A 23032-nucleotide genomic window follows, 5' to 3' on the forward strand; every position below is an offset into this window, starting at 1 on the left:
TTGGGCGGCCGCTGTTCGTCAAGCCACGGCCCTCAGGCCCCGGGGCGTCAGGACAGGGTCGCCAGAATACCCAGCAGGATATCCTGCGACCGCCGCTGGCCATAGCCCTTGCCGTAGGCGCGGGAGGTGATGGCCACCACCAGGTCCCGCGACGGCACCACGTAGATCTTGTTGCCGCCATTTCCCGAGGCGAAATGGACGGGCACGGTGCGGCCATCGTCCAGGCGCTCATCCTTGGCGTACCACATGTAGCCATAGAAATCGGCGTAGGGGTCGCTGGCGGCGATGGGGTGAATGCGGGCCAGGCTGTCGCTCAGCCACCGCTGGCTGATGACGCGTCGGCCCTTATAGGTCCCCCCATTCAAGACCATCTGTCCGATGGTGGCGGCGTCGCGGGCGGTAATCGACAGGTTGCCCTGGCCGGTGCCATGGCCGCCGGGAAGCTGGCGCCAGCTGTGGGCCGCGATGCCCAGCGGGCCGAACAGGGCTTCCTGTGCCAGCCTGTCCAGGCTTTGGCCCGTGGCGTGTTCCACGATCAGGCCAACCAGGAAGGCGTTGAGAGAGCAATACTGGTAGGTGCGGTCCGGCGCCTCCCGCATCGGCACGGCCAAGGCGGCGGTGGCCCAGTCGCCGGTCTTTTCCCCCGCCTCGTCCAGCGTGTCCTCGTTGCCGGGGCTGGCGGGGTCGGTGTCGTCGGCCGCCAGGCCGGAGCGCATGGTCAGCAGGTCGCGGATGGTGATCGCCTCCCATCCTGCGGGCAGGGGACCCGGCAGGTAGCGGGCAATGGGGGCGTCCACGCCCGCCACCCGGCCGCGATCGATGGTGATGCCCATCAGCAGGCCGGTCAGGCTTTTGGTGGCGGAGCGGATGTCGTGCAGGGTGCCGGCGTCGTCGCCGTTGTAATAGGCCTCGGCGACGCGCCGGCCGCGCCGCAGCACCACCACGCCCTTGAGGTCGGGGTGGGGATCATCACGCAGGGTGTCGAGCAGGGCGGCCAGCCGGGCCGGGGCGGGCGCCGCCGTTTCCGTCGCCCTTGCCCTCACGGGCGACAGGCCGATGAGGGCTGTGCCCGCCAAGCCGCCCAGCACCGTCCGCCGGCCGCAACCTCCCCCATTCATGTCCCCACTCCCCGCTGGTTGTGGGCGCAGCCTCGCCGGGTCTCGGGACCGGGGCAACGGCCATCCGGGCGGGGAAGCGTGGGGCCACTTTATAAGAGGTTTAAGGGACTGAATCCTCGCCTCACGCCCCCGCCAGCTCGGCGCCCAGGAAGTCCAGCAGCAGGCGGCTGACCTCCTCCGGCGCTTCCCGTGTGGGGAAGTGGCCCACGCCGGGCAGCACCTGACGCCGGTAAGGCCCGGTGAAGTGACCTTGGTTGCCGGCCGTCGTCTGCGGCAGGGTGCAGCGGTCGTCGCCGCCCTGGATCATCAGGGTGGGCACGGCCAGGGTGCGGGCGGCGCGCTGGCGCTTTTCCATGTCGGCGTAGCGCGGGTCGGGTTTGGCCTCGTCCCAGCGTACCCGGTAGGAATGCAGGGTTATGGCGGCCCAGTCGGGGTTGCCGAAGGCCGCCGCCGTGCGTTCGAACTCCGCCTCGTCGTACCAGCCATCGGGGCTCCAGCTGTCCCACTGGTAGCGGGCGAAGGCTTTGCCGTCATGGCAGATGGTTTCCGCCCCCCGTTCCGTCGTCAGGAACCATTGGTACCAATAGCGCTGGGCCTGGGACAGGGACGGGGTGGGCAGGCTGCCCGGCTCCCATCCCACGGACAGGGCGGCGATGCGATGCAGGCGGTCGGGCGCCACGGCGGCCAGGAAATAGGCGATGCGGGCGCCCCAGTCATGGCCGATGACGCTGAAGCGCTGCCAGTCCAGGGCGTTGGCCAGGTCCAACGCGTCCTGCGCCAGGGCGGCGATCTGGCCGGAGCGGGTGGTCTGGCTGGACAGGAAACGCGTGGGCCCGAAGCCGCGCAGCCAGGGCGCCACCGTCTTGTACCCGGCCTTCCACAAGGCCGGCGCCACCCTGTCCCAGGTGTGGGCGTCGTCAGGCCAGCCGTGCAGCAGCAGCACCGGCGGCCCATCGGCCGGCCCGCCGGCGATGTAGGCCACGTCCAGCAGCGGGGTGGAGAGGTGGCCGATGTCGGTATGGTGTTCGGTCTGATGGTGTTCGGTTTGGGGCATGCCGTTCCAACCTTGTTGAGGCGCAGCCGGTTCCGGTTCAGCCCGCGGCGCTGGCCACCACCCCCTCCGCCCCCGCCAGATCCAGCAGGGGCAGGAAGGCGCCCGGTTCCTGGGCGCCCGACAGGGAATAGAGGCGGTTGAAGATGAAGCAGGGCACCGCCTGGATGCCCAGCTGCCGCACGGCGGCCAGCGACTGGCGCAAGGCGTCGCGGTCGGCGTCGCTGTGCAGGAAGGCGGCGGCGGCCTCGGCGTCCAGCCCGCTCTCCCCGGCGATGGCCGCCAGCACGGCGCGGTCGCCGATGTCGCGACCGTCGCGGAAGAAGGCGGCCTGCAGGGCCGTGGCCAGTTCCTGGGTGTGGGCGCCGCCCTGGCCGGCCGCGCCGGCATGGCGCAACAGGCGGTGGGCGTCCAGCGTGTTCGGGGTGCGGCGGATGCGGTCCAGGTTCAGGGTCAGGCCCTCGGCCGCCGCTGTCTGTTCCAGCAGGGCGTTGACCTGGCGGATGCGCTCCACGCTGCCGAACTTGGCCAGCTGGTCGATGGTGCGGTCGATGCCGCTGGGCGGCGTGTCGGGGTCCAGCTGGAAGGGCAGCCAGCGCACCTCCGGCTGCTGGGTCGGGCGCTGGGCCAGCGCGCGCTCCAGGCGGCGCTTGCCGATGTAGCACCACGGACAGACGAAGTCGGCGACGATCTCGATCAGCATGGGGGCGTCGTGGGGTGGTCCAGGTCGCACGCGTGGACGGACGGTACGGCGGTGGTGCCGGCTCGTCTGGCCTCATCCCGGTTTATACACCAAGGATGGTTACAGGGGGGAGGTGGCCTGGCGGATGGCGTCGGTTTCTTTTCCGTTCCGGTTCGGGGGCTCCTGCGCTAAACTTTTCTTATCTCTGCCTTATATGGGCATGCCGTCGGCTTTGGTCGATGGCGCCGGGCGGTGATTTCGCGGCGATTCAGAAAGGCTGGTCCGGCGTGGACCGCCCGCCCGGTGGGGGCCCGTTCCATGAGCGAAACCTACGTCACCATGAAAATACGCGAGGCCATGGCCCAGGCGCAGGGCAGCCGCGCCCAGGCGCAGCGCATCCTGATGGCCTGGGCGCTGGCGGATGAGCAACTGATGCGCGGCCTGTGCAAGCCCTTTCTGAAGGGCATCACCGGTGCCGCCATCGAACGCGCGTACCGCGGCGGCCCGGCCCTGTCGTCCATGACCCCCGCCGCCGCGCCCAGTGGTGGGGCCGGTGGCGGCACCAGCCGCCGCGCCCCGGCGCCGCAGCGCCTGACCCAGGCCCAATTGGACGCCATCGTCGCCCGCATGGGCGGCACCCGCCTGGCCAACCAACCGCCCATCCTGAACGGCGCCCCGCCGCCCAAGAGCGAGGGCACGGTGAAGCAGGCGGCCTCCGTCAAGGCGCTGGCCGCCGCGTTCCACCGCAAGAAGTTCTGAACAGTCCCTGGCATAGACCCGGCGGGCATCGAAGATGCCGGCTGGAGGCTGGCGCCCGGCGTTTGAAGGGGGCGCAGAAGACGGGCGGGGCCGGTGGCTCCGCCTTTTGCTTTTGGGCCGCTTCATGGTATCGCTGCGCCCTTGGTTTCCGTCCGTTTCCTGAAGGCCCGCTTTCCCCATGAGCCCTGTCGCCGTCCGTTTCGCGCCCAGCCCCACCGGCCGTCTGCACATCGGCAACGCCCGCGCGGCGGTGATGAACTGGCTGTTCGCCCGCAAGCAGGGCGGCAGCTTCCTGCTGCGCATGGACGACACCTAACCGGGAGCGGTCGACGGCGGAGTTCGCCGCCGGCATCGAGGAGGATTTGCGCTGGCTGGGTCTGACCTGGGATCGCTTCGCCCGCCAGTCCGACCGGCTGGACCGCTACACCGCCGCCGCCGAGCGCCTGAAGGCCGCCGGCCGCCTCTATCCCTGCTATGAGACGCCGGACGAGCTGGGCCTGAAGCGCAAGGCCCAACTGGCCCAGCACCGCCCGCCGCTGTACGACCGCGCCGCCCTGCGCCTGACCGACGCCGACCGCGCGCGGCTGGAGGCGGAGGGCCGCCGCCCGCACTGGCGCCTGAAGCTGGAGCACACCCCCGTCGTCTGGGACGATTTGGTGCGCGGCACCCAGCGCTTCCAGGGCCAGGACCTCAGCGACCCGGTGCTGATCCGTGAGGATGGCCAGCCGCTGTACACCTTCGCCTCCGTCGTGGACGATATCGAGCTGGGCATCACCCACGTCATCCGGGGTGAGGACCATGTGGCCAACACCGCCGTGCAGATTCAGCTGTACGAATCCCTCGGCGGTCCCGTTCCCACCTTCGGCCATTTCCCCCTGATCACCGATGCCAGCGGGGCCGGCCTGTCCAAGCGGCTGGGCAGCCTGAGCCTGAAGAGCCTGCGTGAGGACACAGGTTTGGAGCCCCTGTCCATCCTGTCGCTGCTGGCCAAGATCGGCACCTCGGACGCGGTGGAGGCGAAGGGCACGCTGGATGAGCTGGTGGCCGATTTCGACCTGGCCAAGGTCGGGCGCGGCACGCCCAAGTTCGATGCGGAGGATCTGCGCCGCCTGAACGCCCAGATCCTGCACCACATGCCCTACGCGGCGGTGGCGGACCGCCTGCCGGCCCTGGGCATGGTCGGGGCGGATGAGGCCTTCTGGCTGGCCGTGCGCCCCAACATCACCCATGTGGCGGAGGCCAAGGGCTGGTGGGACATCACCCACGCGCCGCTGGCGCCCGTGGTGACGGACGCCGCCTTCCTGGCCGCCGCCGCCGGCCTGCTGCCGGCCACGCCCTGGGGCCCCGACACCTGGGGCCAGTGGGTGGACGCGGTGAAGGCCGCCACCGGCGCCAAGGGCAAGGCCCTGTTCATGCCCTTGCGCCTGGCGCTGACGGGCCTGGAGCACGGGCCGGAACTGAAGGTCCTGCTGCCGCTCATCGGGCGGGAGCGGGCGCTGGCCCGGCTGTCGGGTCAAACCGCTTAAACGGTTCGTGTTTTCAACCTAGTATCACCGTCTTCCCTTATCCCAGGTCAATCCGCCATGGCGCTTCAGCTCTACAATACGCTCACCCGCGCGAAGGAAGTCTTCGTGCCCGTCGACGCCGGCCATGTGCGGATTTATTGCTGCGGTCCCACCGTCTACAGCTACGCCCATATCGGCAATGGCCGCACCTTCACCGCCTTCGACCTGCTGGCCCGGGTGATGAAGCACCTGTACCCGACCGTGACCTACGCCCGGAACATCACCGACGTCGATGACAAGATCATGGACCGGGCCAAGGCCCTGGGGCAGTCCATCGAGACGGTGACGGAGACGACGACGGCGCAGTTCCATGCCGACATGGACGCCCTGAACCTGCTGCGCCCGGATGTGGAACCGCGCGCCACCGGGCACATCGACGCCATGATAGCCATGATTGGGCGGCTGATATCCTCGGGCCACGCCTATGCCGCCGAGGGGCACGTGCTGTTCAACGTGCCGTCCATGCCCGACTATGGCCGCCTGTCGCGGCGCAGCCAGGACGAGATGATCGCCGGCGCGCGGGTGGAGGTGGCGCCCTACAAGAAAAGCCCGGCCGACTTCATCCTGTGGAAGCCGTCGGCGGCGGACCAGCCCGGCTGGGACAGCCCCTGGGGCCGGGGCCGTCCCGGCTGGCATATCGAGTGCAGCGCCATGACCGCCGCCCACCTGGGCCCGGTGTTCGACGTGCACGGCGGCGGGCTGGACCTGATCTTCCCCCACCATGAGAACGAGATCGCGCAGAGCCGCTGCGCCCACGGCACCCAGGTCATGGCCAACTACTGGGTCCATGCCGGCTTCCTGACCATGTCGGGCGACAAGATGTCGAAGTCGCTGGGCAACATCTTCACCGTGGCCGAGCTGCTGGACGAGGTGCCGGGCGAGGCCCTGCGCCTGGCGCTGTTGCAGGCCCATTACCGCCAGCCGCTGGACTTCTCCAAGGAGGGCCTGCGCCAGGCCAAGGCCACGCTGGACCGCTGGTACGGCGTGCTGCGCGCCGCCCAGGGGGAAACGGGCGAGGTGCCGGCCGCCAAAGTGCCTGATGAGGTTCTGGCGGCGCTGGAGGATGACCTCAACACCCCGCTGGCCTTCAGCCTGCTGCACGAACTGGCCAACCGCTTCCACAAGGAGACGGATGAAGGCGCCCGCCGGGCCGTGGCCGCCAGCTTCAAGGCCGCCGCCAACCTGATGGGCCTGCTGACCCAGGACCCCGAGGCCTGGTTCCGCTGGACGCCCAAGGGGGCGGAAGGCCTGGACGAGGCCGCCATCCAGGCCGCCATCCAGGCGCGCAAGGATGCCCGCACCGCCAAGAACTTCGCCGAGGCCGACCGCATCCGGAAAGAACTGCTGGATCAGGGCGTGGTGCTGGAGGACGGGCCCCAGGGCACGACCTGGAAGCGGGCGTAGCCGCGACACGATTGCCCCGACGCGCTCAGCGGGTAATACTGCCAGCGAAATCCCCTCTTCGGGGCTGGCGATCCGGGGGGAAGCATGGTCAGGGTCACGGCGGCGTTTGGCCTGGGGCTGCTGGCGGCGGCCCTGGGCGGCCCGGCGGGCGCGCAAACGGCGGCGTCGGCCGCGCGGACCAATTTCGACCGGCGGCACTGCGCGGAATCCCCAGCGCAAGAAGCCATCTCCGCCTGCACCCGCATTATCGAGGCGAAGGGGGAAACGGCCCAGGTCCGGGCCGGCGCCTTGCGCAACCGGGCCTTCCACTTCCATCAGGCGGGGGACCTGGACCGCGCCATCGCCGACTATAGCGCCGCCATCGATTTGCATCTGCGGGCGGGCGAGACGGACGCCAGGCTTTATGTCGACCGTGGCCTGGCCTATGCCGAGCGGGGCGATGATGGTCGGGCGCTGGCGGACTACGACAGTGCCGTGACGGCGGATCCCCAACTGCTGGCTGGCTACATCAACCGTGCCGCCCTTTTCCTGAAGCGGGGTGACCGTGACGCCGCGTTGGCGGATTTCAGCAGCGCCATCGCGCTGAAGGCGGATGATCCCACGCTCTATGTCAGCCGTGGCGCGCTCTACATCCAGCGCCATGAGGCCGACCGGGCCATTGCGGATGAAAGTGAGGCTATCCGTCTGGACCCGACCGCCGCCGCCGCGTGGCGCTTCCGCGCCGTGGCCTATCGCGCCAAGGGCGACGATGCCCGGGCCCAATCCGACGCGGCGGAGGCGGTACGACGGGACCCGCGCATGGCCGAGGCCTACAGCGACATCGGTTTTAGCCTGCAGGCGGCGGGGAAGGCCGCGGGCGCCATCGCCGAATTCACCAACGCCATTACGCTGAATCCCCAGGATGCCCGTTCCCTGAAGGCGCGCGGGGACAGCTATCTGGCGGTTGGCGCGCCGGACGCGGCCATCGCGGATTATGGCCAGGCGCTGGCGATCGATCCCGGCTTTACCGACGCGCATAACAACCGGGGCGTGGCCTATATCGGCAAGGCGGCCTGGGACTTGGCCATCGCCGATTTCACCGCCGTCCTGGCCCAGGAACCCGGGAACGCGGGCGCGCACCTGAACCGCAGCCTGGCCTTGCAGTCAAATGGACAGGACGCCGCCGCCCTCGCCGACCTGGATGAGGCCCTGCGGCTGAAGCCCGGCACGCCGCAAGCCCTGTTGCGGCGTGCCGCGATTTACCGCGCCGAGGGGCGGATGGCTGACGCCCTGGCCGACCTGAACGCTGCCGTCGCGCTGTCGCCGACCTACGCCGACGCGCTTCGGGCCCGGGGCGCCATCGCGCTGGACCAGGACCGTTTTGAGGCCGCCATCGCCGACATGACCCAGGTCATCGCCCTGCACCCCCGGGACGCGGCCGCATATCGCTATCGCGCCATCGCCTACGCCGCCCTGCATGACGACGCCCGCGCCACCCGTGATGACACGGCGGCGCAAGGGCTGGCGCCGGAACAGAAATGAGGCTCACCCCACCGGCGCCCTGGCCCTCAGTTCCCAGGCGCCGGCTTCCTCCGTCCGGCCCAGCTTGCGCAGGCAGGCGGCGCCGGCGGTGAGGGTGGCGGCCAGGCCGGCGGGGTCGCCGTGTTCGGCGGTCTCGGCGGCGTGGCGGTACCAGTCCATGGCCTCGTCGAAGCGGCCCATGCTGGCCAGGGTGTCACCCACCGCCTGCAGGGCGTGGCACAGGCCCTCCAGGTTCACGCGCCCGGCGGCGTCGCCGTCCTCAACCGCCGTGACGGCGGCCAAGGCCCAGGGCAGGGCGTCGGCCGGGCGCTTCAGGTCCATCAGGCAGTAGCTGACGCGCAGGCGGGCGCGGCCGACATCGTCGTGGTTCACGGGGGTTTCGGGGGCGCCACGCTCCAGCGCCTGGACGCTGCGTTGGAACCAGACCAGCGCGTCCTCCACCAGGCCCAGGGCGTAGAGGCAGTCCGCCATCAGGTGCAGGCTGGCGCCCAGGCTGGCGTGGTCCACCCGCGCCGTGGCGTCGCCTTGCTCCTTGGCGGCCACGGCCTGCTGCAGCCAAGGCAGGGCCTGGTCGGGCTGGCCCTGGCGGGCCAGGCAGGCGGCGGCCTGGTGCAGGCTGTGGCCCACGGCCTCCTGGTCCACTCGGCCCTGGACGTCCCCCCGGCTGGCGGCCTCCGCCGCGTGCTGGAACCAGGCCAGCGCCTCCGTATCCCGGCCCAGGCGGGCCAGGCAGGTGCCCACCAGATGCTGGCAGGCGGCCAGGTTGTCCCAATGCACCAGGCCCTGGGCGTCGCCCTGTTCCGCCGCCGCCACGGCGTCCTGGAATTCAGCCAGCGCCTCGTCGATGCGGCCCAGGTCGTACAGGCAATAGCCCATATCATAGAGGATGCGGCCCAGTCGGTCGGCGTCCACACCCCCTTGGCCGTCGCCCTGCCGGGCCAGCAGGGCGGCGTGCTGGAACACGGGCAGCGCGTCCTCGGGACGGCCCTGGTCGATCAGGCCGCGTCCCTGCCGGTGGAACCCCCCGGAGTTTGGGAAGGCGGGATCCATGAAGGCGGGATCGGCGAAGGGAATCGCGGTATGCGCCGGCATGCGGGGATGGTTTCCTGCAAAGGGTGCCGGCCAAAGGTGGGGACTGGGTCCGGGGCTGTCAACGCGCGGCGGCCCCGGGGGGCCTTATGGGCAGGGGGACTGTACGCCGGCTATGGAGGAAGGAATACGGCGCGCGCCATAGCCAACCCCGCGAAAGACCAAGGCCCCCCGATGCGTGGCGGGCGGCCTTGCCCTTTCGATCAAGCACGGGCGTCACAACGCCGCGGCGGTCCCGTCACATCTTCCAGTTGATGCTGAGGGTGCCGTTCAGGCCCAGGTCGTAGTGGCGCTGCGGCCAGTGCACACTGCCGCCACCCGGGGCCCCAGGTGCCGCCCCTCACGCCGCCCGCACCGTCCCCAGGAATCGCTCCACGGCGCCCGTCAGCACGTCGGCGTGTTCCGCCAGCTTGCCTGAGGTGCCGCGGATCTGGGTGGCGGCGCTGCCGGTGGTGGCGGCCGCGGCGCTGACTTGGGTGATGTCGCGCGACATGTCCTCGGTGCCGGTGGCGGCCTCGTTGATGCCGCGGGCCACTTCGCGGGTGGCGGCGGTCTGTTCCTCCACGGCGGACGCGATGGCCATGGCGATGTCGGCCATGCCGGTGATGGCACTTTGCATGCCGGCGATGGCGGCGACCGTCCGTTCGCCCAGGGCCTGGATGCGCTGGACCTGGGCGGTCACGTCCTCGGTCGCCCTGGCGGTCTGGGTGGCCAGCGCCTTGACCTCGCCGGCGACGACGGCGAAGCCCTTGCCGGCCTCCCCGGCGCGGGCGGCCTCGATGGTGGCGTTCAGCGCCAGCAGGTTGGTCTGTGCCGCGATGCCGGCGATGATCCCCACCACCTCGGTGATCCGGGCGGTGCTGTCCTTCAGCTGGCCCACCACCTCGGTCGAGGTGGCGCAATCGGTGATGGCGTCCTGGGCCTGCAGGCGGGAGCGTTCGACCTGGCGGGCGATCTCCTGCACCGTGGCGGCCAGTTCCTCCGACGCGGTGGCCACCATCTGCACGTTGGCGGAGGTCTGCACGGCGGCCCCGGCGACGGAGCTGGAGCGGTCGCGGGTGACCCCCGCCGCTTCCGCCATGGCGTCCGCCGTGTCCTTCATCTCGCGGGCGGCGCCGGCCAGGGCGTCGATCAGGCTGGCCACCTGGGCCTCGAAGGCGTCGGCCACGGCGGCCTGCGCGGCCTTGCGGTCGCGCTCCGCCCGGGCGCGCAGGGCCGCCTGTTCCGCCTCCAGCCGCCGCACGGCCAGGGCGTTGTCGCGGAAGACGGCCAGGGACCGGCCCAGCAGGCCGACCTCATCCCGACGGTCCTGGCCCAATAGGGTGACGTCCAGGTCGCCTTCCGCGACATCTCCACGGGCCAGGCGGCCCAGCGCGTCCGCCATGGCGGTCAGGGGCCGGGCCACGGTGCGCGACATGGCCAAAATGACCACCACGCCCAGGGCCAGGCTAGCGGCCAGCGCCCCCAGCACGGCGGTGCGCGCGGCCTCGCCGGTGGCGTTCGCCGACTGGGCCAGCTCCCGCCCATGGCGGGCGTTCCATTCCAGCGCGTCGGTCAGGGGGCTGATGACGGCACGGAAGGCGTCCTTCAGCGGGCCGGAGGCGAAGCTCTGCATGCCGGCGTCGTCATGCGCGTCAATCAGGGTGACCAGCTTGGCCGTGGCGGCCGTATAGCGCTGCCAGGCCTCGGTGAAGGCGCGTTGCCCGTCCGGGTTGTCGGCGCCGGCCTTGGCGGCGTAGTCGCGGATGGCCGCCTCAACCGCCGCCCGGGTCTTGGGAAGGTCGGCCTCGGCCCCCTGGACGTCGGCGGCGTCGTGCACGGCGGCGGCCAGCGCCAGGCGCAGTTCCAGCCGGCGGTAGCGGTTCAGGCTTTCCATCAGCTCGCCCAGCCGCACGGCGTTGGGCAGCGCCGCCCCGGCCAGGGTGTCGGTCGTCCGTCCCAAGGTGGCCTGCGTCCATAGCGACGTGCCGCCCAGGGCCGCGATCAGGAACAGGACGGCCAGGAAGGAGGTGAGGACCTTGGCGCGTAGCGACAGGTTCAGCCAGAGCGTCATGGGGCGGTTTCCTTCCGATGGGGACGGCGGGTGCATGCGGGGGTGATGAAAAACGTCGGCGGCGGCGTAGCGGCCCCGCGCTCGAATAAAATTTGATAAAATTTTCGATATTAACTGGATTATTCTCGGTTCAGTTTGGCGTAGGTCAGATGATTTCTATATCAAAGGTATAGGTATGAAGTGAAGGGAAGCAATAGCCGCCGAACAAATTCCGGGATTTTGATTGGTGAATTGGTGGAAATAAAACCCGCTTGACGTGACGTTCGCCTGAACGTGGCGGCGCGGGCCGCTTTTTCACCATTCCACCGGCCTTTTCCTCCCGCCCCGTCGACCAGTATGCCGGCGGGGAGCGGGTAGCAGGGCCGCCATGCCCTGTCCTGACGTCTCATAAGGTTGCTTCGTTGCGTGCGATGGGCCATTGTCGCAACTCCATTACGTTATTTGGCCTTGTTATGACCGATCGCACCCGCATCCACCTGTACGACACCACCCTGCGCGACGGTGCGCAAACCCAGGGCGTGGACTTCACCGCGGCCGACAAGGCGGCCATCGCGCGGGAACTGGATGCGTTGGGCATCGACTACATCGAGGGCGGCTGGCCGGGCGCCAACCCCACCGACGACGCCTTCTTCGCCGACCCGCCCCGCTTCAAGCGGGCGCGGCTGACGGCCTTCGGCATGACGCGCCGCCCAGGGCGCAGCGCCGGCAACGATCCGGGCCTGAACGCCCTGTTCAACGCCACGGACGGGGTGCCGGGCGCCGGCGTCTGCCTGGTGGGCAAGACCTGGGACTTCCATGTCGACGTCGCCCTGAACATCCCGCGCGGGGAGAACCTGGACCTGATCCGCGACAGCGTGGCGGAGACGGCCGCCCGGGGGCGCGAACCGCTGTTCGACGCGGAGCATTTCTTCGATGGCTACAAGGCCAACCCGGACTACGCGCTGGCCTGCGTGCGCGCGGCCTATGAGGGCGGGGCGCGCTGGGTGGTGCTGTGCGACACCAACGGCGGCAGCCTGCCGCATGAGGTGGAGGCCATCGTGGCGGCGGTGGCGCGGGAGATCCCGGGCGACCGGCTGGGCATCCATTGCCATAACGACACCGAGAACGCCGTGGCCAACAGCTTGGCGGCGGTGCGCGCCGGCGCCCGCATGATCCAGGGCACCCTGAACGGCCTGGGGGAGCGGTGCGGCAACGCCAACCTCATCTCCCTCATCCCCACCCTGTCGCTGAAGATGGGGTATGAGACCGGCGTGGACGCGGAGGGGATGCGGCGCCTGGTCCATGTCAGCCGCCTGCTGGACGACCGGCTGAACCGCGCCCCCAACCGCCACGCCGCCTATGTCGGCGAGAGCGCCTTCGCGCACAAGGGCGGCCTGCATGTCTCGGCGGTGGAGAAGGACCCCACCAGCTATGAGCATGTGCCGCCGGACAGCGTGGGCAACCGGCGCCACGTGGTGGTGTCGGACCAGGCCGGCCGCTCCAACGTCTTGGCCCGCCTGCGCGAGGTCGGCATCGCGATCGAGCCCAACGACCCCCGCGTGGGCGCCTTGGTGGAGGCGGTGAAGCGGCGGGAGTTCGAGGGCTACGCTTATGACGGGGCGGAGGCCAGCTTCGAGCTGCTGGCCAGGCGCACGCTGGGCACCCTGCCGGACTATTTCCGCCTGATCTCCTTCCGTGTGCTGGATGAGCGGCGCTGGAACGCGCAGGGGCAGCTGGTCACCCTGTCCGAGGCGACCGCCAAGCTGGAGGTGCCGGGGGTGGCCGACGCCCTGATGACGGTGGCCGAGGGCAACGGCCCGGTGAACGCGCTGGACACGGCGTTGCGCAAGGCCCTGATCCCCGCCTACCCGCATCTGGACGGGATGCGGCTGGTCGACTACAAGGTCCGCATCCTGACCCCCCAGGACGGCACCAAGGCGGTGACCCGCGTCATGATTGAAACGCGGATGCCCGATGGCGCCCCTTGGGTTACCGTCGGGGTATCGGCCAACGTCATCGACGCCTCGTTCAACGCGCTGTTCGACAGCATCACCTATTGTCTCTACCGCGCGGGGGCCACCGTCCCCGCCGCGTGAGGGACGCCAGCAGTTTCAGGACCCCCCAAGCCATGAGTGGAACCGACCGCCGTATGCTCGCCAAATCCCAGGCTGAAGGGACGGAGGAGGGGGCGGGCCCGGCCGTCATCCTGGTGGAACCCCAGTTGGGGGAGAACATCGGCACCGTGGCGCGGGCCATGCTGAACCATGGCCTGACCGACCTGCGCCTGGTGAACCCGCGCGACGGCTGGCCTAATGAGAAGGCGGTGTCCGCCTCCGCCGGCGCCACCCTGGTGCTGGACCAGGCCCGCGTGTACGAGAGCACCAAGGACGCCATCGCCGACCTGCAGAAGGTCTACGCCACCACGGCGCGCCCGCGTTACATGGTCAAGACCGTGCTGACCGCGCGCGAGGCGGCGACGGAGATGCGGGCGCATGCCCAGGTGGGGCGCGGCGTCGGCATCCTGTTCGGGCCGGAGCGCACGGGCCTGGTCAACGACGACATCGCCCTGGCCGACACCATCATCACCATCCCGCTGAACCCAGGCTTCTCCTCCCTGAACCTGGCGCAGTGCGTGCTGCTGGTGGCGCACGAATGGTTCCAGGCGGGCTATGAGGGCGAGGAGCGGCAGCTCTACACCGGCAACTCCCGCCCCGCCACCAAGGAAGAGCTGGTCAACCTGTTCGAGCATCTGGAGCTGGAGCTGGACGCCACCGGCTTCTACACCAGCGAGGAGAAGCGCCCCAGCATGGTGCGCAACATCCGCAACATGTTGCAGCGCGCCCACATGACCGAACAGGAGGTGCGCACCCTGCACGGCGTCATCGCCGCGCTGACCGGCCGGCGCAAGGACGGCGGCCCGGTGAAGGGGCACTGAGGTGGCCGGGGCCGCTCACATGCGTCAGCGGTAGCTGTTGGCCACGACCGCCGCCGGGGGCGTCTGTTTCAGGGTGGCCAGCCCTTCGCGGTTGAGCTGCAGGACCCGGTTGCAGAACTGGATGGTGGCGGGGCGGTGGGCGACGATGATGCGGGTGACGCCCAGCGCCGCGATGCTGCGGCCCACCGCCATCTCCGTTTCCTGGTCCAGGTTGGCGGTGCCTTCGTCCAGGAACAGGATGCGCGGGGCGTGGTACAGCGCCCGCGCCAGCAGGACGCGCTGCTTCTGCCCGGCGGACAGGCTGCTGCCCATGTCGCCGATCAAGGTCTGATAGCGCATGGTGGTCGCTTCGATCTCGTCGTGGATGTGCGCCCGCCGGGCGGCGTCGACGGCCCGGTCGCGGTCGCCCGCCAGGTCGAAGAAGGTGATGTTGTCCAGGATGCTGCCGGACAGCAGGCGGTCCTCCTGCATCACGGCCCCGATCTGGGCCCGGAAGTCCGAGATGCCGAAACGGTGGATGGGCATGCCGTCGATCAGGACGTCGCCTTCCGTTGGCGGCAGCAGGCCCAGCATCACCTTGATCAGGGTGGTCTTGCCCACGCCGGTCACGCCGGTGATGGCCACGCATTCCCCCGCCTCGATGGTCAGGTCGATGTTGCGGAAGACGAAGTCCTCGTCATTGGAATAGCGGAAGCCGCAGTTGCGCAGCGTCAGCGTGCCCTGCACCGGCCGGGTCGCGCCGCTGCGCTGAAAGGCGATGGGTTCCGGTTCGGTGTGCAGCATGTCGCCCAGCCGCGTCAGGTGCAGGCGCACCAGGCGCAGTTCCATCACCTGGGTCTGGACGCTGCGCAGCCGGGTGCTGAACATGTTGCGGTAGGCCATGAAGGCCATCAGCATGCCGACCGTGAAGCCGCCGTTGAGCACGGCGCGCACCCCGAAATAGGTCACGACCACCATTTCCACCGTGCCGATGAAGTCCGCCGTGGAATCGAACACCGACCGCTCGCGCCCGGCCAGGACATTGGTGTTGACGGAATCCGCCAGATGGTGCTGCCACGCCACCTGCCGTTCCGCTTCGCGGCCATAGAGCTTCAGGCTCTGGATGGCGCGTATGGTTTCCAGGAAGAAGGAGCTTTCCCGCGAGGTCGCCACGATGTTGGCGTGGTTCCGGGCCGAGACGCGCTCCAGATAGACCTTGGTCAGCACCAGGGTGATGACGGACGAGACGCAGGTGATGGCCGACAGCTCCGCGCTGTAGAAGAACATGATGCACAGCGTCAGGATGCCGAAGCCGCCGTCGATCAGCGAGGTGACCAGCCCTTCCGTCAGCGACTTCTGGATGGTCTTCAGCGAGCCGAAGCGGGCGACGATGTCCCCCGAATGGCGCGTCTCGAAAAACGACAGCGGCAGCCGGATGAGGTGGGAGAACAGGTTGCTGGAAAGCTGGTAGATCAGCATGTTGCTGATGTGCGTGGTGAACCAGCTGCGGGTCAGGGTGGCGATCCAGGTGAGGGCGGCCACGCCGCCGAAGATGATGGCGATGGCCGGCAGCAGGTCGGTGTCGTTCTTGACGATGACCTCGTCCACGGCGATCTGGCTGTAGAACGGCATGGCGATGACCAGCAACTGCACGATCGCGGCCAGGACGAGCAGCTGGGTGGCGGCGGCGCCCATGCCCGAGATCTTCCGCCAGAAATCGGAGAAGCGGACCGAGCGCACCTCCTTCTGCGGCCGGAAGTCGGCCGTGGGCCGCAGTTCCAGCACCACGCCGGTGAAGTGCTTGGAGAATTCCGCCAGGCCCAGTGAGAACTCGCCCTTGGAGGGGTCGGCGATGGTGACGCGGCCGCCGGTGACGGCGGTCAGCACCACGAAATGCTTCAGGTCCCAGTGCAGGATGGCGGGTAGCTGCAGCTTGGACAGATGCTCCAGCTCCACGCGCAGCGGGTTGGAAGCCAGCCCCAGCTGGCCGGCGATACCCACCAGGGTCTTCAGGTTGGTGCCCTTCATCGAGGTGGAGAAGCGCTGGCGCAGCGTCGTCAGCGAGGACTCCAGGCCGTAGTAGTTGGCCACCATGGCCAGGCAGGCCAGGCCGCATTCGGCCGCTTCCGCCTGGTACACCACCGAGAGGCGCCGCCTGAACGTGAAATTGAGGAGGCTCAGGATGTCGGTCATTCGAGGTGCGCCCCGTACAGCGGTTCCAGGATCCAGGCGATCAGCGGCCGGCGTTCCAGCACGATGTTCGCCTTGAACAGCATTCCCGATTGCAGATCATAGGGCGTGTCCATGACGCTGATGGCCTGGCCGTCCAGGGCGGCCACCACCTTGTAGACGGGCTCGCCCACGGCGAAGGGCACATTGGCCTCGGCCGGCGCCAGCACGGTGCGCGACACCGACTTGATCTTGCCGCCGAAGGTGCCGAAGCGCTGGTAGGGGAAGGCGTCGTACATCATGCGCACGTCCTGGCCCGGCTTCACGAAGCCGATGGCCCGGGTGGGCACCATCATCTCCGCCTCCAACTGGGCGCCGTCGGGCACCACGCCCATGGCGAACTGCCCGTTGGTGACGGCCTCGCCCGCCTTCACCTGGACCGAGACGACGCGGCCGGCCACCGGCGCCTTGACCACGTAGGCCCGTCGCGCCTCGATCTCCTCGATCTTCTGGCCCAGGTCGCTGATGGAGGCCCGCAGGGTGGAAAGCTTGGCGCCCAGCTGGATGGGGCCCTGTTCGAGCGACGCCTGGATGTCGCGCATCTGGCGTTCCACGTCGCCGATGTCGCGGTTGGTGGTCACCAGATCCTGCTGCGCCTGCAAGGCCGCGTCCTTGCGGGTTTCCCAGTCGACGGTGGCGGCGTAGCCGGCCTTCATCAGTTCCTCGGTCCGGGCCAGTCGGCTGCCGGTGAACTGCAGCCGCTCGGCCTGGAACTGCTTCTTGGCGCGCAACCCCGCCAGATCCTCCTTCAGGGAGGCCAGCCGGGACAGATAGCGGCTGTGCTCGCTGTCCTCCTGCTGTTGGCCAAGGGCGATCTGGCGTTCCAGCTCGGCCTTCTGCGCGCGCAGCTCGGTCAACTCGCGTTCGTCGCTGTTCTGGCCATCGGCGCGCCAGGTATCGACGGTGACGGCCATCAGGGGCGCGTCCGCGGTCACATGGGTGCCTTCCGCCGCCAGGATCTGGCTGGCGATGCCGGTGCGCGGCACCAGCACCTTGGAAAGGCCCAGGTTGGGGGTCAAGTAGCCCGACACCGTCTCCTTGCGGGCGTACTGGCACACGGTCAACACGCCGATGGCGAAGACGATGATGGCGCCCAGTAGGATCACCATGCGGCGGTACAGGCGCGGCGCCTCGATGACGACGTCGCCGTAGAGGCGATAGCGCTGCTGCGCCATGACCTCGCTGCGGAAGATGACGGCGGGCGCCGGCGCGCCGTCCTCCGCCGTGGCCGGCGGCGCCGTCATTGCCCGGCCCCCGCTTGCGTCCCCGCCTGGGCCGCCGCGCGGGAGGCCTGGGCCTCGGCCAGGCCCGGGACGCGGTCGGCGCCGCCCCGGATCTCCACCGAGGAACGGGCCAGCAGGGCGCCCGTCACCGGCGCCGGCGGCGTGCCGACCGTGGGGCCCAGGTGCCGTGCCAGAAATTGGCCGGCGATGGTATAGAAGGCGACGATGTTGCCGGCCTTGCCGAAGCTGTGCCCCTCGTCGGGGAAGACCAGGTAGGTGTAGGGACTCTGATGGTCGCGCAGCTTTTCCGCCAGCCGCTCGGACTGCTCGACATGGGCCCGGGGGTCGTTGGCGCCGTGCGCGATCAGCAGGGGGGTGCGGATGCGGTCGGCCCGGTTCAGCGGCGACCGTTCCGCCAGCAGGGCCCGGCCCTCGGGGGTGGCGGGGTCGCCCACGCTGGCGCGCAGGCGACCGCCCAGGGCCTTGTTCTCGTTGATGGTGTCCTCGACGAAGCTCACCAGGTCGCTGGTGCCGACGATGTCGATGGCGCAGGCGAAGCGCTGCGGCTCGGTCGCGATGGCGTTCAGCGCGGCATAGCCACCGTAGCTGCCGCCCATGATGCACAGGCGCGTGGGATCGGCGATGCCCTGGTCGACGGCCCAGGCCACGGCGTCGAACAGGTCGTCCTGCATCCTGCCGCCCCACTGCCGGTCGCCGGCGGCGGTGAAGGCCTTTCCGAAACCGGTGGACCCCCGGTAGTTCACGCTCAGCACCGCGTAGCCCTGGCCGCTCAGCCACTGGTGCAGCGGGTTCCAGTTCAGGCGATCCCGCTCCCACGGGCCGCCGTGGACCAGCAGCACCAGGGGGACCGCCCCCGCCTGGGCGGGCCGGGTGAGGTAGCCGGACAGCGGCAGACCATCGCGCGCGGTGAAGGCCACCGGCGCCATGGCCCGCCCGGCGGGAGGCTCGCCCGCGGGGTCGGCCAGGACGGATGTCAGGGCCCGCGTCTTCGTATCGTAAAGGTACCAGGCCTCGGGCCGCACGGTGTCGGTGAAGCAGACCAGCCACAGGGTTCCCTTGTCGGTGCGTCCGCGCACCTGGGGGAAACCCAGGCCGCGGGCCTGCAGGTCGGCCAGGGGTTCCGCCACCGCGGGATCCAGCACCCGCCATTCCGGCGTCCGCCCGTCCAGGGCCACGGCCTGCACCTCGCGGCTGTGCTGCTCCAGCAGGACGGACGCGATCTCCTGGTCCGGCCGCAACAGCACCTGGCGGGCGCCGGTGGCGGTGTCGATCTTGACCAGGGCCGGGAAGTCGCCGGCCGTCGCGTCCTGCATCACCACCCAGCCGCCGTCGGAGGCGATCGCCAGAGGTTTGCTGCCGGCGAAGTCCGCCGCCGCCATGACCAGCAGGCTGTGGCTGTCCTTGCCCGTCAGCCACAGCCATTCGCCGCCACCGTCGGGCAGGGGGCGGATGGCGATGCGGGGGGCCAGATCGTTGTCCACGCCGATCCAGCCATACTGCCGGTTCTCGGTCGTCTGCGTCTGGATGCCGGTGGCGATGTCGATGTTGACCAGGTTGGGCGGCTGTCGGGGCAGGGTGATCAGGGTGGACACCAGACCCGGGGCGGTGTTGCTGGTGGCGATCAACTGGGCCCTGAGATCGGGGCCCGGGGTGAGGTCGCGACCGGCGCCGCCGGCCACGGGCACGGCGTAGACGTGGTGGCGCTCGCCGCCGCCGGTGGCGTCCTGCGCCACCAGCACGAAGCGGGAATCGGCGCTCCACAGGTGGGTGGCGATGCGGCCGCTGCCGCCGATATCCAGGGGGCGGCGGTTGTCGGGATGGTGGCGGTCGGCCAGCCATATGGTGCGCGTGCCGCCGTGGGGGGCCAGATAGCTGATCCAGTCGCCGTCGGGGCTGAGCTTGGCGTCCGTGACGCGGTCCCGCACCATCAGCTCCGGGCCGGCCGCGGCGGGACCGGGGGCGGCTTGGGCGGCGTCAGCAGGGGGCGCGGCGACAAGGGGGGCGGCGGCCAAGGCGATAGCGCTCATCACAATTCCCATGGAGATTTCAATGGTATGGGGGAAAACACGCACAATACGGATCCCTGGTGTCAGGCCGCTTCCAGCAGGCCCAGCGCTTCCTGCAGCCTTTCATAGGACAGCCCGTGCCGCAGCAGGTACGCGGCGACGTGGCTGAAGAAATCCTGCAGGCCGTCGCAGATGACGGAGGGGTTGTCGAACCGCCGCTCAGCGCTGAAGCGATTGATGGGCCGTCCGCCCCGGCAGGCGTTCTTCCAGCAGCATTCCTGGCATTTCGCCGGCAGGTTCCGCCGGGATTCCGCCAATTCCTGGAACATGGGGCGGTTGATGAAGTCGATCAGCGGGGTGTTGGCGACGTTCACGCCGCTTTCGAAGAAGTTGCCGCTGGTGGCCCGCAGGGTGTCGTCCGGCCCGATGTCGCCGTTGGAGGAAATGGTGAGGGCCTGGTGGCCGTAGTGGTATTCGTCGTCGATGCGCCGGACGCCCGCCCGCCCCTGTGACAGGATGATCAGGGCGTTCTTCAGGATGCGCACCTGGATGGCCGGGTTGTCGTCCGCCGTCCACTCATCGAACAGGTCGCAGAGGTAACGGCCATAGTTTTCCGCCTGGGCGGGATCGAAACTGTCATGGTCGTCCAGGGGCAGCAGGAAATCCATGCCGGTGAAGCCCAGGTCGTCCACGAAGTGGCGGTAGGTCCGGCGCGCGTCGAAGCGCGGGTTGATGACGCACAGGGCGCCGACGCGGCCGATCCGCTGGGCCGAGGCGGCGGCCTGCAACTTGGCGACGCCGGCGGCGGTGCCGTCGTAGGTTCCCCGGCCGCGGTGGTCCACCCGTTCCAGATCATTGTAGTCGCGGGGGCCGTCGATGCTGACGCCGATGGAGAAGTTGTAATTGGAAAAGATGCTGATCCATTCGTCGTCGACCAGCATGCCGTTGGTCTGCACCTTGAATTGCAGGTGGCAAATGGGATCCAGCCTGGAACTGAAGATGTCGCAGATGGCGATGAAGGCATCCTTCTTGATCATCAGCGGCTCACCGCCGTGCATGTCGATGGTGACCGCCTCCGCCCCCAGGTCGATCACGCCCTGACGCAGGAAATCGGCGATGGATTCGGCGGTTTCCAACGGCAGATGAATCGGATGTCTCTTATAGTCATCATTATTCATGTTAAAAAAATAACAATAGGTGCAGTTGATGTTGCACCGTTCAGTGATTTTAACAATAACCTCGATGCGCCTGACTTTCGTCTTCATTATTACAGACATCGCCTACCCCGCCCATTACCTGATTGGGAAGGACGGCATGGGGTTCGCCCATGCCGTCCGCTTAAATCACGAGAAGGAAAGATCGAAAGACAAATCGAATGACAGGTCGAAGCTGAGATCGAACGACAGGTCGAAATCACCACCGGCCACGCTTTCCAGCGCGGCGGCGGACAGACGGGTCATGGGCATGCCGACGATGGCGTCCGGGGCGGTGATACCCTTGCGGGCAAGCATCGAAGAAAGTTGCATTTTATGTTTTCCCTTCATGATGATGAGGGTGAATTTCCCCATCAATGAAACCATAGATGGTGATACAATTATGCTACAATATGACTCATTGAAATATGCCATCAGAAGTATTTTTGATTACGGGAGTAATCAACTTTGACTTGTTACGTAAGCGCCGATGCGTACACCGCAACCCTCGGCCCTCTTCCCCCGGCAATTCCGCTGGGCCGGTTGCGGGGTGTAGCGGCGCGGGCCGCCGAAACCGTCCGGGCGGCCTGTCTGCAGCCGTCACCGCCGCTGCAACTCGATGACGCGGCGCTGTTCATCACGGGCGATCCGTTCGCGGGCGTCCCCGACGGGCGCATCCCCCGCGCGCCCGTCGCGCCCGGCGACGCTTGGCGCCTGTCCGACCCGATGGAGGCGGTGCGCGCGGCGGCGGCTTACGCCGCGCTGTCCGCGGCTTTGGAGCGACCGCTGACCTTGGACGATTTGATCGCCGCCCACGCCGCGTTGGACGCCAACTTGCCGGAGGAGGTCCGCGCCTACATGCGTCCGGGACGGCTGCGGGTGGTGGCGACCACCATGCGGCGGGAGGGGGAGGGGCAGGTTTACGCGCCGCCGCCGCCCGACATGGCCCATGACCTGCTGCGCCAGCTCCTGGACTATGTGGAGGCGGTGCGGCAGGCCGGCGCCATCACCTTGATCCAGTGCGCGCTGGTCTATTACCAGTTCGTCGCCATCCATCCATTCCATGACGGCAACGGTCGCCTGTCCCGCGCCCTGGCCCGCCTGCTGCTGGAGCGGCATCACGCCGGTGCCGGCGCGCTTGACCTGACGGCCATGGTGCGCGTCAACCGGGCCTATCACGACTATCGCATCGTCGCCGTGCACCGGTCGGGGCGCTGGGCGGAATGGGTGCATTTCTTTTGCCAGATGCTGATCCGGCGCTGTGCGGCGGCGCAGGAGGGAAAGGGCGCGGCGGCGCGGGGGTGAGGTCGGGAAACGTGGGTGGGCGGTCAAGGGGCGAGCGCCGCGTTCAGCAGGGCGGCCAGGCGCACCCCCGCCTGCTGCACGCGTTGCCGGATGGCGGGCCACGCCGCCTGGTCGTAGTCCTGTCCCAGATCGCCCGAGGGCGGCAGCTTGCCGTAGACCACGTTCCTGGCCATCACCCGGCCTTCCGCCGCCCAGTCCAGGGCCAGCGGCTCCAGCCGGCCCGGAAGGCCGGGCGCCGCCCAAAGCGCCGCCTGCTCCGCCGTGATCGCCTGGTCCAGGGTGGCCGCCGCGGTGCGCGCCTTGGCCGGGTCCGTGGTGTAGTCGGGCAATACCTTGAGGCCGGTCTTATAGGCCAGGATGTCGTCGCCCCACAGTGAATGCAGGTTCAGGCGCCCCTGCGCGTCCTGACCGTAAAACGTCACCTTGACCTTCAGGCCGCCCTTGTCATGGTCGCGTTCCGCGACGTTCAACGGTTCATGCAGGTCGGCCATAAGGTGCACGACCCATTTCAGGGCGGTCAGGCGTTCGGCTGCGGGGCGGGTCTTGTCCGCCAGCGTCCGGGCGAATTCCGGCAGCTTGGCGACCACGCAGGCCCCGCCGGGGCAGTCGCGCGCCGGAGCATAGGCCGGGGCGTTGATATCGACGTCGACATAGTGCCAGGGTAAGGTCTCGGGCATGCCACCTTGGTCGCGGGGAGCGTGGCCGATGATGTCCGCCCATCCCGCCACCTCGTCCAGGCCATGATGCTGTTCCAGCGCCAGCAGGGCGTCCACCTGCTGGCGGGCCGCCGGTGTCAGGCGGGTTTCGGCGATATCGGCGACCAGCACGTGGCCCACCAATCCCCAGGCGGTGGCGGGGCGGGAGGTCAGGGCCAGCAAGGCCAGGGCGATGGACGCGGCGTGCTTCAGGCGCATGGGGCT

At 69.1% G+C, this 23032-nt stretch carries 17 protein-coding genes and 1 pseudogene; 7 read left to right on the forward strand and 11 right to left on the reverse strand.

What is annotated here, in order from left to right:
* Positions 1–47 precede the first annotated feature (47 nt).
* The 3 genes from UAA55_RS22500 to UAA55_RS22510 form a co-directional block, all read right to left on the reverse strand.
* Positions 48–1118 carry a serine hydrolase domain-containing protein gene (locus UAA55_RS22500; RefSeq protein ID WP_322955525.1) on the reverse strand — a complete coding sequence of 357 codons (1071 nt, stop codon included), beginning with the start codon at positions 1116–1118 and terminating at the stop codon, positions 48–50.
* A gap of 121 nt (positions 1119–1239) precedes the next feature.
* A complete protein-coding gene (locus UAA55_RS22505) occupies positions 1240–2172 on the reverse strand; it encodes an alpha/beta fold hydrolase (protein WP_322955528.1) in 933 nt (310 codons plus the stop codon).
* 37 nt (positions 2173–2209) lie between these two features.
* Positions 2210–2872 (reverse strand): DsbA family oxidoreductase, encoded by a 663-nt coding sequence (locus UAA55_RS22510; RefSeq protein WP_322955529.1) that lies wholly within the window; start codon positions 2870–2872, stop codon positions 2210–2212.
* Between the two features lie 297 nt (positions 2873–3169).
* Here UAA55_RS22510 and UAA55_RS22515 point away from each other — a divergent pair, with 297 nt between their 5' ends.
* From UAA55_RS22515 to UAA55_RS22530, 4 genes and pseudogenes are all read left to right on the forward strand, one after another.
* Positions 3170–3610, forward strand: coding sequence for a hypothetical protein (locus UAA55_RS22515; protein WP_322955531.1), 441 nt, complete (start codon positions 3170–3172; stop codon positions 3608–3610).
* Positions 3611–3788: 178 nt separating this feature from the next.
* A pseudogene (gltX, locus tag UAA55_RS22520) lies at positions 3789–5136 on the forward strand (glutamate--tRNA ligase).
* Positions 5137–5193: 57 nt separating this feature from the next.
* Positions 5194–6579, forward strand: a complete 1386-nt coding sequence (cysS, locus tag UAA55_RS22525; protein WP_322955533.1) for a cysteine--tRNA ligase — start codon at positions 5194–5196, stop codon at positions 6577–6579.
* A gap of 84 nt (positions 6580–6663) precedes the next feature.
* A complete protein-coding gene (locus UAA55_RS22530; RefSeq protein ID WP_322955534.1) occupies positions 6664–8100 on the forward strand; it encodes a tetratricopeptide repeat protein in 1437 nt (478 codons plus the stop codon).
* Positions 8101–8103: 3 nt separating this feature from the next.
* On the opposite strand, the gene UAA55_RS22535 is transcribed toward UAA55_RS22530, so the two are convergent.
* Together UAA55_RS22535 and UAA55_RS22540 are read right to left on the reverse strand one after the other, a co-directional pair.
* Entirely contained in the window at positions 8104–9192 is a 1089-nt protein-coding gene (locus UAA55_RS22535; RefSeq protein ID WP_322955535.1) for a tetratricopeptide repeat protein, read from the reverse strand.
* 337 nt (positions 9193–9529) lie between these two features.
* A complete protein-coding gene (locus tag UAA55_RS22540; protein ID WP_322955536.1) occupies positions 9530–11242 on the reverse strand; it encodes a methyl-accepting chemotaxis protein in 1713 nt (570 codons plus the stop codon).
* Positions 11243–11694: 452 nt separating this feature from the next.
* Between UAA55_RS22540 and cimA the strand changes: the two genes are divergently transcribed.
* Positions 11695–13317 (forward strand): citramalate synthase, encoded by a 1623-nt coding sequence (gene cimA / locus UAA55_RS22545; protein ID WP_322955537.1) that lies wholly within the window; start codon positions 11695–11697, stop codon positions 13315–13317.
* A gap of 32 nt (positions 13318–13349) precedes the next feature.
* Positions 13350–14156 (forward strand): RNA methyltransferase, encoded by an 807-nt coding sequence (locus tag UAA55_RS22550; protein ID WP_322955538.1) that lies wholly within the window; start codon positions 13350–13352, stop codon positions 14154–14156.
* 24 nt (positions 14157–14180) lie between these two features.
* On the opposite strand, the gene UAA55_RS22555 is transcribed toward UAA55_RS22550, so the two are convergent.
* The 5 genes from UAA55_RS22555 to UAA55_RS22575 form a co-directional block, all read right to left on the reverse strand.
* Positions 14181–16328 (reverse strand): peptidase domain-containing ABC transporter, encoded by a 2148-nt coding sequence (locus UAA55_RS22555; RefSeq protein ID WP_322955540.1) that lies wholly within the window; start codon positions 16326–16328, stop codon positions 14181–14183.
* On the reverse strand, positions 16325–17608 hold the full coding sequence (locus UAA55_RS22560) for an HlyD family secretion protein (RefSeq protein WP_322955541.1): 1284 nt from the start codon (positions 17606–17608) through the stop codon (positions 16325–16327). Before UAA55_RS22560 ends, UAA55_RS22555 begins: the two co-directional genes overlap by 4 nt.
* Entirely contained in the window at positions 17605–19635 is a 2031-nt protein-coding gene (locus tag UAA55_RS22565) for a S9 family peptidase (RefSeq protein ID WP_322955542.1), read from the reverse strand. Before UAA55_RS22565 ends, UAA55_RS22560 begins: the two co-directional genes overlap by 4 nt.
* A gap of 62 nt (positions 19636–19697) precedes the next feature.
* Positions 19698–20891, reverse strand: coding sequence for a radical SAM protein (locus tag UAA55_RS22570; protein WP_322955543.1), 1194 nt, complete (start codon positions 20889–20891; stop codon positions 19698–19700).
* 66 nt (positions 20892–20957) lie between these two features.
* Entirely contained in the window at positions 20958–21182 is a 225-nt protein-coding gene (locus UAA55_RS22575; RefSeq protein ID WP_322955544.1) for a hypothetical protein, read from the reverse strand.
* Positions 21183–21350: 168 nt separating this feature from the next.
* Here UAA55_RS22575 and UAA55_RS22580 point away from each other — a divergent pair, with 168 nt between their 5' ends.
* Complete coding sequence (locus UAA55_RS22580; protein WP_322955545.1) at positions 21351–22112, forward strand: Fic family protein; 762 nt, start codon at positions 21351–21353, stop codon at positions 22110–22112.
* A gap of 23 nt (positions 22113–22135) precedes the next feature.
* Here the strand turns inward: UAA55_RS22580 and UAA55_RS22585 are convergent, their stop codons facing one another.
* Positions 22136–23026, reverse strand: coding sequence for a S1/P1 nuclease (locus tag UAA55_RS22585; RefSeq protein ID WP_322955547.1), 891 nt, complete (start codon positions 23024–23026; stop codon positions 22136–22138).
* Positions 23027–23032 lie beyond the last annotated feature (6 nt).

It is taken from the genome of Nitrospirillum guanabarense (assembly GCF_034653355.1).
GTDB lineage: Bacteria > Pseudomonadota > Alphaproteobacteria > Azospirillales > Azospirillaceae > Nitrospirillum.